The organism is Pseudomonas citronellolis, assembly GCF_029335315.1.
Taxonomy (GTDB): domain Bacteria; phylum Pseudomonadota; class Gammaproteobacteria; order Pseudomonadales; family Pseudomonadaceae; genus Pseudomonas; species Pseudomonas citronellolis_A.
The window spans coordinates 1-12,434 of the sequence record NZ_JARJLT010000162.1 but is presented as its reverse complement, the minus strand read 5'-3'; the positions used below and the strand labels follow the sequence as shown (position 1 = coordinate 12,434).

The window sequence follows — 12,434 nt, the reverse complement described above, 5'->3', positions numbered from 1 at the left end:
GGCCCGCCGCGCCTATAATGCGGCCCCTCTTATAATTCAAGTGCAGTGTTAGCTGTGGAGCTGGTGATGGCCGAACGCAAGGCGACAGTCGCGCGCGACACCCTGGAAACCCAGATCAAGGTGTCCATCGACCTGGATGGCACGGGCAAGGCCCGTTTCGATACCGGGGTGCCCTTCCTCGAGCACATGATGGACCAGATCGCCCGCCATGGCCTGATCGACCTGGACATCGAGTGCAAGGGCGACCTGCACATCGACGACCACCACACCGTCGAAGACATCGGCATCACCCTCGGCCAGGCCTTCGCCAAGGCCATCGGCGACAAGAAGGGTATCCGCCGCTACGGCCACGCCTACGTGCCGCTGGACGAGGCGCTGTCGCGCGTGGTCATCGACTTCTCCGGCCGCCCCGGCCTGCAGATGCATGTGCCCTTCACCCGCGCCAGCGTCGGCGGCTTCGACGTCGACCTGTTCATGGAGTTCTTCCAGGGCTTCGTCAACCACGCCCAGGTGACCCTGCACATCGACAACCTGCGCGGGCACAACACCCACCACCAGATCGAGACGGTGTTCAAGGCCTTCGGCCGCGCCCTGCGCATGGCCATCGAGCTGGACGAGCGCATGGCCGGGCAGATGCCGTCGACCAAGGGGTGCCTGTAATGCAGACGGTCGCCGTCATCGACTACGGCATGGGCAACCTGCACTCGGTGTCCAAGGCGCTGGAGCGCGTGGGCGCCGGTCGCGTGCTGGTGACCAGCGACGCAGCGGTGATCCGCGAGGCCGACCGCGTGGTGTTCCCCGGTGTCGGCGCGATCCGCGACTGCATGGCCGAGATCAAGCGCCTGGGCTTCGACACGCTGGTGCGTGAAGTGAGCCAGGACCGCCCGTTCCTCGGCATCTGCGTCGGCATGCAGGCGCTGCTGGAGCGTAGCGAGGAGAACGGCGGGGTCGACTGCATCGGCCTGTTCCCCGGCCAGGTGCGCTTCTTCGGCAAGGACCTGTACGAGGACGGCGAGCACCTGAAGGTGCCGCACATGGGCTGGAACCAGGTGCAGCAGAGCCTCGACCACCCGCTGTGGCACGAGATTCCCGACCAGGCGCGCTTCTACTTCGTGCACAGCTACTACATCGAGGCGGGTAACCCACGCCAGGTCGCCGGTCGCGGTCACTATGGCCGCGACTTCGCCGCCGCGCTGGCCGAGGGTTCGCGCTTCGCCGTGCAGTTCCACCCGGAGAAGAGCCACACCCACGGCCTGCAGCTGCTGCAGAACTTCGCCGCCTGGGACGGCCGCTGGTAAGCCATGGCGCGCCAGAAGGACAAGCCGGCGATCCTCGAGCTCGACGGCGCCCAGCGCCAGAGCGCGGCGCGGGCCATCCAGCGCTTCCTCGAGGAGCGCTTCGAGCTGGACGTGGGCTCCTTCGAGGCCGAAGAGGCGCTGGATTTCTTCATGCGCGAGTTCGGCCCGCTGTTCTACAACAAGGCGATCCTCGATGTGCAGGCGCACCTGAAAGACAGGTTCGAAAGCATCGAGAGCGACTTGTGGGCGCTCGAGAAGAGCTGACCCCGACCCTATTAACGAATTCGACTTCGAGCAGGTTCAACCGATGCTGATCATCCCCGCAATCGACCTCAAAGACGGCGCCTGCGTGCGCCTGCGCCAGGGCCTGATGGAGGACGCCACGGTGTTCTCCGACGACCCGGTGGCCATGGCCGCCAAGTGGGTCGAGGGTGGCTGCCGCCGCCTGCATCTGGTCGACCTCAACGGCGCCTTCGAAGGCAAGCCGGTCAACGGCGAAGTGGTCACCGCCATCGCCAAGCGCTACCCGAACCTGCCGATCCAGATCGGCGGCGGCATCCGCTCGCTGGAAACCATCGAGCACTACGTGCGCGCCGGCGTCAGCTACGTGATCATCGGCACCAAGGCGGTCAAGCAGCCGGAATTCGTCGGCGAAGCCTGCCGCGCCTTCCCCGGCAAGGTGATCGTCGGCCTGGACGCGAAGGACGGCTTCGTCGCCACCGACGGCTGGGCAGAAGTCAGCGAAGTGCAGGCGGTCGACCTGGCCAAGCGCTTCGAGGCCGACGGCGTCGCCGCCATCGTCTACACCGACATCGCGAAGGACGGCATGATGCAGGGCTGCAACGTCGAGGCGACCGCCGCCCTGGCCAACGCCTCGCGCATCCCGGTGATCGCTTCCGGCGGCATCCACAACCTGGGTGACATCCAGAAGCTGCTCGACGCCCGCACCCCGGGCATCGTCGGCGCCATCACCGGCCGCGCGATCTACGAGGGCACCCTCGACGTCGCCGAGGCCCAGGCGCTGTGCGACGGCCTCAAGGGCTGAATCGAACGTAGGGTGGGTTAGCCGCGCCGCGGCGTAACCCACCGATGGAGTTCTCCGTTGGCGCGACGATGGCTATCGCTGCGCTCAACCCATCCTACGAGTGCATTGTTATGGCATTGGCTAAACGCATCATCCCCTGCCTCGACGTGGACAACGGCCGCGTGGTCAAGGGCGTCAAGTTCGAGAACATCCGCGACGCCGGCGACCCGGTGGAGATCGCCCGCCGCTACGACGAGCAGGGCGCCGACGAGATCACCTTCCTCGACATCACCGCCAGCGTCGATGGCCGCGACACCACGCTGCACACCGTAGAGCGCATGGCCAGCCAGGTGTTCATCCCGCTGACCGTCGGCGGTGGCGTGCGCACCGTGCAGGACATCCGCAACCTGCTCAACGCCGGGGCCGACAAGGTGTCGATCAACACCGCCGCGGTGTTCACCCCGGAGTTCGTCGGCGAAGCCGCCGCGCGCTTCGGCTCGCAGTGCATCGTGGTCGCCATCGATGCCAAGAAGGTTTCCGCGCCGGGCGAGGCGCCGCGCTGGGAAATCTTCACCCACGGCGGGCGCAAGCCCACCGGGCTGGACGCGGTGGAGTGGGCGAAGAAGATGGAAGGCCTGGGCGCCGGCGAGATTCTCCTGACCAGCATGGACCAGGATGGCGTGAAGAGCGGCTACGACCTGGGCGTGACCCGCGCCATCAGCGAGGCGGTGAACGTCCCGGTGATCGCCTCGGGTGGCGTCGGCAACCTCGAGCACCTGGCGGCCGGCATCCTCGAAGGCAAGGCCGACGCGGTGCTGGCGGCGAGTATCTTCCACTTCGGCGAATACAGCGTGCCGGAGGCCAAGGCCTACCTGGCCAGCCGCGGTATCGTGGTGCGCTGAAGCCTCGGCGCCGAACAGGCCCGGCCCGTCGACGACGGTCCGGGCCTTTTTCATGGTGCGTCGGAGTGCCCGAGGCAGAGCGGTCGGCGCCCAATTTTGCGGTCCGTGGTCGGCTTTGCAGGAAGCTGCGCGGCAGGCGGGCGGAGTTGCGGTAAGCTCTGCGGCCTTACTTCGAACAGGAACGCTTCTCGATGTTGAAACGTCTTCTGCTGGCCAGCTCCCTGCTGCTGGCCGGCGCCGCCCAGGCGGAAATCTCCCCGGACTACAGCATGGTGCTGCTGACCGAGAACTTCCCGCCCTACAACATGGCGATCAACGGCAAGAACTTCGCCCAGGAAGACAACATCGACGGCATCGCCGTGGACATCGTCCGCGAGATGTACAAGCGCGCCGGCATCAAGTACAGCATGACCCTGCGCTTTCCCTGGGAGCGCATCTACAAGCTGGCGCTGGAGAAGCCCGACTATGGCGTGTTCGTCACCGCGCGCTTGCCCGAGCGCGAGGACGCCTTCAAGTGGGTCGGCCCGATCGGCCCGGACGACTGGGTGCTGCTGGCGCGCGGCGACAGCAAGATCGCCCTGAAGAGCCTCGACGAGGCGAAGCAGTACCGGGTGGGCGCCTACAAGGGCGACGCCATGGCCGAGTACCTCGCCGAGCACGGCTTCGAGCCGGCGCTGGTGCTGCGCGACCAGGAGAACGCCGGCAAGCTGCAGAAGGGCGAGATCGACCTCTGGGCCAGCGGCGACCCGGCCGGGCGCTACCTCGCCAAGCAGGTGGGTGTGAGCGGGCTGAAGACGGTGCTGCGCTTCAACAGCGACCAACTGTACCTGGCGCTGAACAAGGAAACCCCCGACGAGGTGGTGCAGAAGCTGCAGGCCGCGCTGGACAAGATGCGCGCCGAAGGCTTCGTCGACGACACCATCAAGAGCTACCTGTAACCCGGGTTGCGCCTGGTGCCTGATCGTATGCGCGGGCGACGCCCGCGATCGCGCGCATGGCGCGCTCCTACGAGGGGTGCCTCTCCGCTCGTCGAGCGCGAGGTTCGGGCGTAGGGCGAATAACCGTTCGCGGTTATCCGCCGCCGGCCTCAGCGGTAGACGCCGTTCTTGCCGTGCGCCGCCATGGCGCGGTTGCCGCGTTCGGCGATCAGCAAGCTGGGCTCGACCAGTTCGACGCCGGCGGCCTTGAGCTTCGGCAGTTCGCGTAGCAGCACCTTCAGGGTCGCCGGGCGCGGGTGGCCGATCAGCAGCGCCGAGCCCTGCTGGCGCGCCAGGGCCACGCCGGTCTGCAACTGGCGGGCGATGCTCGCTTCATCCGGCTGGTCGTCGAGGAATACGTCGCGTGACAGGCTGGCCAGGCCGAGCTTCTGCGCTTCGGCGGCGGCCACGGTGGCGGCGCTGGTGCGGCTGTCGAGGAAGAACAGGTGGCGCTCCTGCAGGGTGCCCATGAGCTGGTCCATGCCGGCGCGGTCGGCGGTCATGCGGCTGCCTTCGTGGTTGTTCACCCCCTGCACATAGGGCACCGCCGCCAGGGCGGCGTCGAGCCGCCGCGACAGCTCCGCCGGGGGCAGGTCGGGGCGCCAGGCGTAGGGGCCGCCGGCCGGGTCCATCGGCAGGTGCAGGATCAGGGTGCGCCCGCGCTGGTGGGCTTCGCGGGCCAGTTCGGCGGCGTGCGGGGTGTCCGGCATGATCGCCAGGGCGACCGCTGCCGGTAGCTCGAACACCTGGCGGTCGCGCGCCAGGTTCTGCCCAAGGTCGTCGATCACCACGCTCAGCAGGGGCTGTGCCTGCGCCTGGCCGAACAGGGCGGCCAGGCACAGGCCGAACAGCAGCCCGGCCCGGCGCATGGCTCAGTTGCCGCGGCTGACGTTGAGCCCCTTCAGCAGGCTGAGGGCCTGGCCCAACTGGTAGTCGCTTTCCTGCGGGGCGGCCTGCGGCGCCTTGCCTGGCTGGGTCGGGCGGTCCTTGCCGCCGTTGCCGTTGGCCAGGTGGCCTTGCAGGTCGGCTTCCTTGAAGCCTTCGAAGTCGCCCTGCTCGCGGGTCACCTTGGCGCGTTCCACCTCGATGTCCGGCACGATGCCCTGGGCCTGGATGGAGCGGCCGTTGGGGGTGTAGTACAACGCGGTGGTCAGTTTCAGCGCGCGGTCGTTGTTCAGCGGCAGGACGGTCTGTACCGAGCCCTTGCCGAAGCTGTCGGTGCCCATCAGGATCGCGCGTTTCTGGTCCTGCAGGGCGCCGGAGACGATTTCCGCCGCCGAAGCGGTGCCGCCGTTGATCAGCACCACCAGCTGCACGCCCTCGCTGGGGTCGGCCGGGTCGGCGCTGAAGCGCAGCTCGGAGTTGGGAATGCGGCCCTTGGTGTAGACGATCAGGCCCTTGGTGAGGAAGGCGTCGGCCACTTCCACGGCGGATTGCAGCACGCCACCGGGGTTGTTGCGCAGGTCCAGGACCAGGCCCTTGAGCTTGCCCTTGTTGTCCTTCTTCAGCTGCGCCAGGCCCTTGACCACTTCGTCGCCGGTATTGACCTGGAACTGGGTGATGCGCAGGTAGCCGTAGTTCGGCTCCAGCAGCTGGGTCTTGACGCTCTTGACCTTGATGATGGCGCGCTTGAGGGCGACGTCGAACGGCCGGCCGCCGTTGCGCACGATGGTCAGGGTGATCGGCGAGCCGGGCTTGCCGCGCATGCTGTCCACCGCCTCGTTCATCGACTGGCCCTTGGTCGGCTTGCCGTCGATCTGCACGATCAGGTCGCCGGGCTGGATGCCGGCCGCGGCCGCCGGGGTGTCGTCGATCGGCGAGACCACCTTGATGAAGCCGTCCTCGGTGCCCACTTCCACGCCCAGGCCGCCGAACTCGCCGCTGGTGCTTTCCTGCAGTTCGGCGAACTCCTCGGGGTCGAGGTAGGCCGAGTGCGGGTCGAGGTTGCTGAGCATGCCCTTGATGGCGTTTTCCAGCAGGGTCTTGTCGTCCACCGGCTCCACGTAGGCGGCCTTCACCCGGTCGAGGACCTCGGCGAAGGTGCGCAGCTCATCCAGCGGCAGCGGCGCCTCCTTGCCGCTGGCCGTGGCCGGCGCGGCGGACGGCGCATCGGCGGCCTGGGCCGCTCCGACGCCGAGCAGCAGGGCCAGGGTGATGAGACGGAAGCGATGCGACATGTTTGGCTCCTAAGGCGTGTCCGCTGCTTATCCTTGCGTGCGACACCAGGTAGTGGGGTCCGTCGGGCGGCCCTGATGACGGATGGCGAAATACACCGCCGGAGTGTCCTGCCCGCCGCTGGTGCCGACGGTAGCGATCGGGTCTCCGGCCTTGACCGTGTCCCCGGCGCCCTTCAGAAGACTCTGATTATGACCATAAAGGCTCAGGTATCCACCACCGTGGTCGAGGATAACCAGTAGCCCGGCGCCGCGCAGCCAGTCGGCGAACACCACGCGGCCGCCGTGCACGGCACGAACCGTGGCGCCGGCGCTGGCGCCGATCAGCACGCCGTCCCAGGTGGCGCGGGGGTCGTCGCCGCGCGGGCTGCCGAAGCGCGCGAGGATGCGCCCGTTGACCGGCCACGGCAGCTTGCCGCGGGTGGCGTCGAAGGCGCCGCCGAAGCCGGCGCCGCTGGACACCAGCGGGCCGCTGTAGTCGGCGCGCGGCTTGGGCTTGTCGCCGCCGCTGCTGGCCATCTCGCGCTCGCGGCGGGCACGTTCGCGCTCGGCGGCCAGGGCGCGCTGGCGTGCTTCCTCGGCCTCGCGGGCCTGGCGGGCGAGGGTTTCCTCGATGGTCTTGAGTACCTTGTTCAGCTCGGCCTGGGACTGCTCGCGATCCTTGAGCTTGCGGTCGCCGCTGCTGTAGTCGCTGTTGAGCTTGGCCAGGGCGTCCTGGCGCTGCTTGCGCACGTCGGCCAGTTCCTGGCGGCGCGCCTCCAGGTCCTGCTGCTGGGCCAACTGCTGGCTCTTCTGGCTATTGATGTCGCTTTCGACGTTTTCCAGCTGGCGCAGCGTCTCGTTGAAGGCGTTGAGCTGCTCCAGACGCGCGCGGTTGATGTAGTCGTAGTAGGTGAGGGTGCGGCTGAACTTCTCGGGATGTTCCTGGTTCAGCAGCAGCTTGAGGTATTCCTGGCGGCCGCTCTGGTACGCGGCTCGCGCCTGGATGCCGATCAGTCGTTGCTGTTCAAGGCGCGCGCCCTGGAGTTTTTTTTTCTCCTGGTCCAGGCGCTGCAGCTCCTTTTCGCTCTTGTCGAGTTCCTCCTGCAGCCCCTTGACCTGTTTCTCCAGGTCGCCCATCTGGGTCTCGGTGGACTTGAGCTGCTTCTGCACCCCGGATTTCTCTTCCTGGATGCCGCTGAGGGTCTTCTTCAGCTCGGCGATGTCTTTCTGCGTCTGCTCGATCTGCTTCTGGGTGTCGGCGCGATCGTCGGCGATGGCCGCCAACGGGCCAAGCAGGCAGATCAGCAGCAGGGAGGAGAGGGCGCGATGCATGGAGTAGCGGGCACCTGAGGGCGGGGTCGGCCTAGTATGCATAAAAAAGCTGTTACAAGCTGCAAACGGCGAGCGGCGAGTGAAAAGCATCACGCCGCCCGCCGTTCGGCGGGGTCACTCGAGGGTGACGATGGAGCGGCCGCTCATCTCGGCCGGCACCGGCAGGCCCATCAGGGTCAGCATGGTCGGCGCCACGTCGGCCAGCACGCCGCCTTCGCGGATGCTCAGCTTGCGCTTGCCGACATAGATGAACGGTACCGGCTCGCAGGTGTGCGCGGTGTGCGCCTGGCCGGTGCTTTCGTCTTCCATCTGCTCGACGTTGCCGTGGTCGGCGGTGATCAGGGCTTCGCCGCCGACCTTGTCCAGCGCCGCGGCGATGCGCCCGACGCAGGTGTCCAGGCATTCCACGGCCTTCACCGCGGCCTCGAACACGCCGGTGTGGCCGACCATGTCGCCGTTGGCGTAGTTGACCACGATGACGTCGAAGCGCTGGTGCTCGATGGCGTCGACGATGCGGTCGGTGACTTCCGGCGCGCTCATTTCCGGCTGCAGGTCATAGGTGGCGACCTTCGGCGAGGGGATGAGGATGCGCTCTTCGCCCTCGAACGGCTCTTCGCGGCCGCCGGAGAAGAAGAAGGTGACGTGGGCGTACTTCTCGGTCTCGGCGATGCGCAGCTGGGTCTTGCCGTTCTTCGCCAGGTATTCGCCGAGGACGTTGTCCAGCGACTCGGGCTTGAACGCGCTGGGCGCCGGGATGCTCGCCGCGTACTGGGTGAGCATCACGTATTCGGCCAGGTGCAGTTCGCGCTGGCGCGGGAATTCCTTGAAGCCCGGCTCGACGAAGGCGCGCGACAGTTCGCGGGCGCGGTCGGCGCGGAAGTTCATGAACACCACGGCGTCGCCGTCTTCCACGCGCACCTGGGCGCCGATGCGGGTGGCCTTGACGAACTCGTCGCTCTCGCCGCGCTCGTAGGCGGCGCTCAGGGCGGCCACGGCGTTGTCGGCGACGAATTCGGCGGTGCCTTCGGTGATCAGGTTATAGGCGGCTTCGACGCGGTCCCAGCGATTGTCGCGGTCCATCGCGAAGTAGCGGCCGATGATGCTGGCGGTGCGGCCCTTGCCGATGCGCGCGAAGGCGTCGTCGAGCAGCTTCAGCGAAGGCTCGGCGCTCTTCGGCGGGGTGTCGCGGCCGTCGAGGAAGGCGTGCAGGTAGATCTTCTCGGCGCCGCGCTGGGCGGCCAGCTCGGCCATGGCGACCAGGTGGTCCTGGTGGCTGTGCACGCCGCCGTCGGACAGCAGGCCGAGGATGTGCACGGCCTTGCCGCCGCCCACGGCCTTGTCCACCGCGCCGGTCAGCACCGGGTTGGCGAAGAACTCGCCGTCGCGAATGGCTTTGGTCACGCGGGTGAAGTCCTGGTAGACGACGCGCCCGGCGCCGAGGTTCATGTGGCCGACCTCGGAGTTGCCCATCTGCCCGTCCGGCAGGCCCACGTCCATGCCCGAACCGGAGATCAGGCCGTGCGGCTGGCTGGCCAGCAGGCGGTCCAGGTTGGGCTTCTTCGCCGCGTAGATGGCGTTGTACTCGGGGCTGTCGCTATGGCCGAAGCCGTCCAGGATGATCAGGACCAGGGGTTTGGGCGATGCAGTCATAGGTGCGGCTCTTTCCAAAACGGGGGTCAGAAAAGGACCGGCATTTTACCGTCTGGGGACGACGGGCGCCATGATTCGCAGGGTTCAGCCGTCAGGGGGCCGCGTGTATACTGGCCGGCATTTTTACCTGTGGATGCCCTGCGCCATGTCCTCGTTCCTTCCCCGTCTGATCGAATTCTCCACCCATCATTACCTGCTGGTCGGCGCCCTGGTGGTGCTTCTGGTGCTGCTCGCCCTGCACGAGCTGAACAAGGCCGGCCGCGCCCTGTCGACCCGCGAGCTGACCGCGCTGGTCAACGCCGAGCAAGGCGTGGTGCTGGATATCCGCCCGAGCAAGGAGTTCGCCGGCGGCCACATCTCCGGCGCGCTGAACATCCCGGCGGACAAGCTGAACAGCCGCATGAGCGAGCTGGACAAGCACAAGGCCAAGACCATCATCGTGGTCGACGCCATGGGCCAGCACGCCGGCACCTGGTGTGGCGTGCTGAAGAAGGCCGGCTACAACGTGGCCAAGCTGGGCGGCGGCATCGGCAGCTGGCGCGGCGACAACCTGCCCCTGGTGAAGTGACATGCAGGCGGTTCTGATATACACAACGGCCTGGTGCCCCTACTGTATTCGCGCCAAGGCGCTGCTGGACAAGAAGGGCGTGGCCTACGAGGAAGTCGGCGTGGACGGCAAGCCCGACCTGCGCGCCGAGATGACTCGCAAGGCCGGCCGTACCTCGGTACCGCAAATCTGGATCGGCAGCACTCACGTCGGTGGCTGTGACGATCTCTACGCGCTGGAACGCGCGGGCAAGCTGGATGCGCTGCTGAAGGCGTGATCCCCTCTCTGCAAAACGAGCCATAAGAAGGTCCTGAAATGACTGAGCAAGCTAGCAACGGCGCCAACGAACAAGAAAACGCCCCGCAGTTCTCCCTGCAGCGCATCTACGTGCGCGACCTGTCCTTCGAAGCGCCGAAGGCTCCGGAAATCTTCCGTCAGGAATGGCAACCGGCTATCAGCATGGACCTGAACACCCGTCAGAAGCAGCTCGACGGCGACTTCTACGAAGTGGTGCTGACCGTTTCCGTGACCGTGAAGAACAACGAAGAAACCGCCTTCATCGTCGAAGTGCAGCAGGCCGGTATCTTCCTGATCAAGGGTCTGGACGCTTCCAGCATGAGCCACACCCTGGGCGCGTTCTGCCCGAACATCCTCTTCCCCTACGCCCGCGAAACCCTGGACAGCCTGGTGGTACGCGGCTCGTTCCCGGCGCTGATGCTTTCGCCGGTGAACTTCGACGCCCTGTACGCCCAGGAAATCGCCCGCCTGCAGGCTGCCGGCGAGATCCCTTCGGTCCAGTAAGGTCCGTCGCAGCGAGCAAAGGCGCCCCAGGGCGCCTTTTCTTTTGCCCGTTGCAGGCGCGCGCCATGCGCGCGATCGCGGGCATGGCCCGCTCCTAGGGCGCGTTCAACTTTGGTGCGCGTGCACTAGCAGGGCGCCTTCTCGGCCAGCCAGCCATGGCTATTCGGCCATTCCGACATCTGGCGGGAAAAACCTTCGAATGCTCTGAAAGCCCCGCTTGGCCGGGGCTTTCGGCTTTTTTGCGTCTGTCTCGCAGCCATTCGCGGAAATTGGCACAGCCCCTGCAATAGCCCAGGTACCAACGATTTCGGGGGCCTCGGTACAGGCAGGCTGGGGAAACCCCACTTTTACACAAGGCGCGCCACCGCACCCAAGGCGGTGGATGACGCGAACGGTTTTGGGGGTCCTGGTACAGGCAGGCCGGGTAAGCCCCTCTTTTACAACGCAGTACCACCGCAGCCCGAATGCGGTGGGTGACGCGAACGGTTCGGGGGTCCTGGTACAGGCAGGCCGGGGAAACCCCCTTTTTACACCCGGAGGTCGCCGCGCGACCTCCGCCCCTTTCGGGGCCCTCGGTTCAGGCAGGCCGGGGAATCCCCTTCTTTCTTCCTGCGCGTTCAGCGCACCTGTGGATGCACCCGCAGGACCCAGTCCCCGTCCTTCTCCTCGCTGTCCCACGCGCCCTTCAGCGGGCGCGTGGAGAGCAGGGTTATCCACAGTTCCTCGCCCTTGCTTTCCACGCGCCAGCGCAGCGGCTGGTCGCCCAACCGCGCCTGGCCCTCGGCGGCATCGCCGGTGGCGCGCACGCGCAGGGCCAGGGCGCCTTCCAGCTGGCCGGCCTGTACGCGCGCCTGCTGGTCGAAGCGCAGCAGCAGCACGCCGTTCTCCACCTGCGCCGCGAGCAGGCGCGGGTCGCCCGGCGTGGGGCCGGTCAGGCGGCCGAGCATCAGGCCGATCGACAGCCCGATGATGGCCAGGGCCGAAAACACCTTGAGCCATGGCCGGGGCCGCACATCCGCCGCCACGGGAGTAGAATGCCGGCCGTCCTCAGGCCCGGAGCGCTGCATGTTCCACGTCATCCTCTTCCAACCGGAAATTCCACCGAATACCGGCAACATTATCAGGCTCTGCGCCAATTCCGGCTGCAGCCTGCACCTGATCGAGCCGCTGGGTTTCGAGCTGGACGACAAGCGCCTGCGCCGTGCCGGCCTGGACTACCACGAGTACGCCCCGGTGCAGCGCTACGCCAGCCTCGAGGAGTGCCTGGAGAAGCTCGGCCAGCCGCGCCTGTTCGCTTTCACCACCAAGGGCTCCCACGCCTTCCACGAGGTCGCCTACCAGCGCGGCGACGCCTTCCTGTTCGGCCCGGAAAGCCGTGGCCTGCCCGAGGAGGTGCGCAACGCGCTGCCGCCGGAGCAGCGCCTGCGCCTGCCGATGCGCCCGGACAGCCGCAGCCTGAACCTGTCCAACACGGTCGCGGTGACCGTCTACGAAGCCTGGCGCCAGCTCGGCTTCGCCATGGACTGAGCAGCGATTGATCGATCCGGCGCAGGGCCCGTGGGGCCTGCGTCATAGCCATCCATCCCAAGGTTGTCCACAGGCGGGCACACAGCGATTGTGGGCAACGCGGGAAATCCTGCACAGAAATCCACCGGGGCTGCAAGGGCCGCAGGGCCTGGGCTGCGGGGCGATCGTTGCCCAGCCTGTGCACAGGGTTATCCACAGCTTGTGTGGGTAACGCATCGCG

At 67.1% G+C, this 12,434-nt stretch carries 15 protein-coding genes; 10 read left to right on the top strand and 5 right to left on the bottom strand.

Annotation, left to right across the window (positions count from 1 at the left end; genetic code table 11):
• The first annotated feature begins 66 nt into the window (after positions 1 to 66).
• From hisB to P3W75_RS13180, 6 genes are all read left to right on the top strand, one after another.
• Complete coding sequence (gene hisB, locus P3W75_RS13205) at positions 67 to 660, top strand: imidazoleglycerol-phosphate dehydratase HisB (RefSeq protein WP_043256084.1); 594 nt, start codon at positions 67 to 69, stop codon at positions 658 to 660.
• Positions 660 to 1,298 (top strand): imidazole glycerol phosphate synthase subunit HisH, encoded by a 639-nt coding sequence (hisH, locus tag P3W75_RS13200; RefSeq protein ID WP_276227801.1) that lies wholly within the window; start codon positions 660 to 662, stop codon positions 1,296 to 1,298. Before hisB ends, hisH begins: the two co-directional genes overlap by 1 nt.
• 3 nt (positions 1,299 to 1,301) lie before the next feature.
• Positions 1,302 to 1,562, top strand: a complete 261-nt coding sequence (locus P3W75_RS13195) for a DUF2164 domain-containing protein (RefSeq protein WP_276227800.1) — start codon at positions 1,302 to 1,304, stop codon at positions 1,560 to 1,562.
• A 43-nt stretch (positions 1,563 to 1,605) separates the two neighbouring features.
• Positions 1,606 to 2,343: a 1-(5-phosphoribosyl)-5-[(5-phosphoribosylamino)methylideneamino]imidazole-4-carboxamide isomerase gene (hisA, locus tag P3W75_RS13190; RefSeq protein WP_276227799.1), complete on the top strand. Its 738-nt coding sequence runs from the start codon at positions 1,606 to 1,608 to the stop codon at positions 2,341 to 2,343.
• A gap of 110 nt (positions 2,344 to 2,453) precedes the next feature.
• The gene (hisF, locus tag P3W75_RS13185) at positions 2,454 to 3,224 is read left to right on the top strand and encodes an imidazole glycerol phosphate synthase subunit HisF (RefSeq protein ID WP_276227798.1); all 771 of its coding nucleotides are present in this window, start codon (positions 2,454 to 2,456) and stop codon (positions 3,222 to 3,224) included.
• Positions 3,225 to 3,415: 191 nt separating this feature from the next.
• A complete protein-coding gene (locus P3W75_RS13180; protein ID WP_276227797.1) occupies positions 3,416 to 4,162 on the top strand; it encodes a substrate-binding periplasmic protein in 747 nt (248 codons plus the stop codon).
• Between the two features lie 149 nt (positions 4,163 to 4,311).
• On the opposite strand, the gene P3W75_RS13175 is transcribed toward P3W75_RS13180, so the two are convergent.
• The 4 genes from P3W75_RS13175 to gpmI form a co-directional block, all read right to left on the bottom strand.
• The gene (locus P3W75_RS13175) at positions 4,312 to 5,070 is read right to left on the bottom strand and encodes a divergent polysaccharide deacetylase family protein (RefSeq protein WP_276227796.1); all 759 of its coding nucleotides are present in this window, start codon (positions 5,068 to 5,070) and stop codon (positions 4,312 to 4,314) included.
• A gap of 3 nt (positions 5,071 to 5,073) precedes the next feature.
• Positions 5,074 to 6,378: a S41 family peptidase gene (locus P3W75_RS13170; protein WP_276227795.1), complete on the bottom strand. Its 1,305-nt coding sequence runs from the start codon at positions 6,376 to 6,378 to the stop codon at positions 5,074 to 5,076.
• A 27-nt stretch (positions 6,379 to 6,405) separates the two neighbouring features.
• Positions 6,406 to 7,689, bottom strand: a complete 1,284-nt coding sequence (locus tag P3W75_RS13165; protein WP_276227794.1) for a murein hydrolase activator EnvC family protein — start codon at positions 7,687 to 7,689, stop codon at positions 6,406 to 6,408.
• A gap of 114 nt (positions 7,690 to 7,803) precedes the next feature.
• Complete coding sequence (gene gpmI / locus P3W75_RS13160; protein ID WP_276227793.1) at positions 7,804 to 9,339, bottom strand: 2,3-bisphosphoglycerate-independent phosphoglycerate mutase; 1,536 nt, start codon at positions 9,337 to 9,339, stop codon at positions 7,804 to 7,806.
• Between the two features lie 145 nt (positions 9,340 to 9,484).
• On the opposite strand from gpmI, the gene P3W75_RS13155 reads away from it, so the two are divergent.
• From P3W75_RS13155 to secB, 3 genes are read left to right on the top strand one after another with little or no spacing between them, the layout of a single operon-like run.
• Positions 9,485 to 9,907 carry a rhodanese-like domain-containing protein gene (locus P3W75_RS13155; protein ID WP_276227792.1) on the top strand — a complete coding sequence of 141 codons (423 nt, stop codon included), beginning with the start codon at positions 9,485 to 9,487 and terminating at the stop codon, positions 9,905 to 9,907.
• A gap of 1 nt (position 9,908) precedes the next feature.
• Positions 9,909 to 10,163: a glutaredoxin 3 gene (grxC, locus tag P3W75_RS13150; protein WP_276227791.1), complete on the top strand. Its 255-nt coding sequence runs from the start codon at positions 9,909 to 9,911 to the stop codon at positions 10,161 to 10,163.
• Positions 10,164 to 10,201: 38 nt separating this feature from the next.
• Positions 10,202 to 10,687 carry a protein-export chaperone SecB gene (secB, locus tag P3W75_RS13145; protein WP_276227790.1) on the top strand — a complete coding sequence of 162 codons (486 nt, stop codon included), beginning with the start codon at positions 10,202 to 10,204 and terminating at the stop codon, positions 10,685 to 10,687.
• Between the two features lie 617 nt (positions 10,688 to 11,304).
• Here secB and P3W75_RS13140 read toward each other — a convergent pair.
• Positions 11,305 to 11,754 (bottom strand): hypothetical protein, encoded by a 450-nt coding sequence (locus tag P3W75_RS13140; protein WP_276227789.1) that lies wholly within the window; start codon positions 11,752 to 11,754, stop codon positions 11,305 to 11,307.
• Between P3W75_RS13140 and trmL the strand changes: the two genes are divergently transcribed.
• Entirely contained in the window at positions 11,753 to 12,214 is a 462-nt protein-coding gene (gene trmL / locus P3W75_RS13135; RefSeq protein ID WP_276227788.1) for a tRNA (uridine(34)/cytosine(34)/5-carboxymethylaminomethyluridine(34)-2'-O)-methyltransferase TrmL, read from the top strand. The two genes, P3W75_RS13140 and trmL, sit on opposite strands and share 2 nt — an antisense overlap.
• The last annotated feature ends 220 nt before the right edge of the window (positions 12,215 to 12,434 follow it).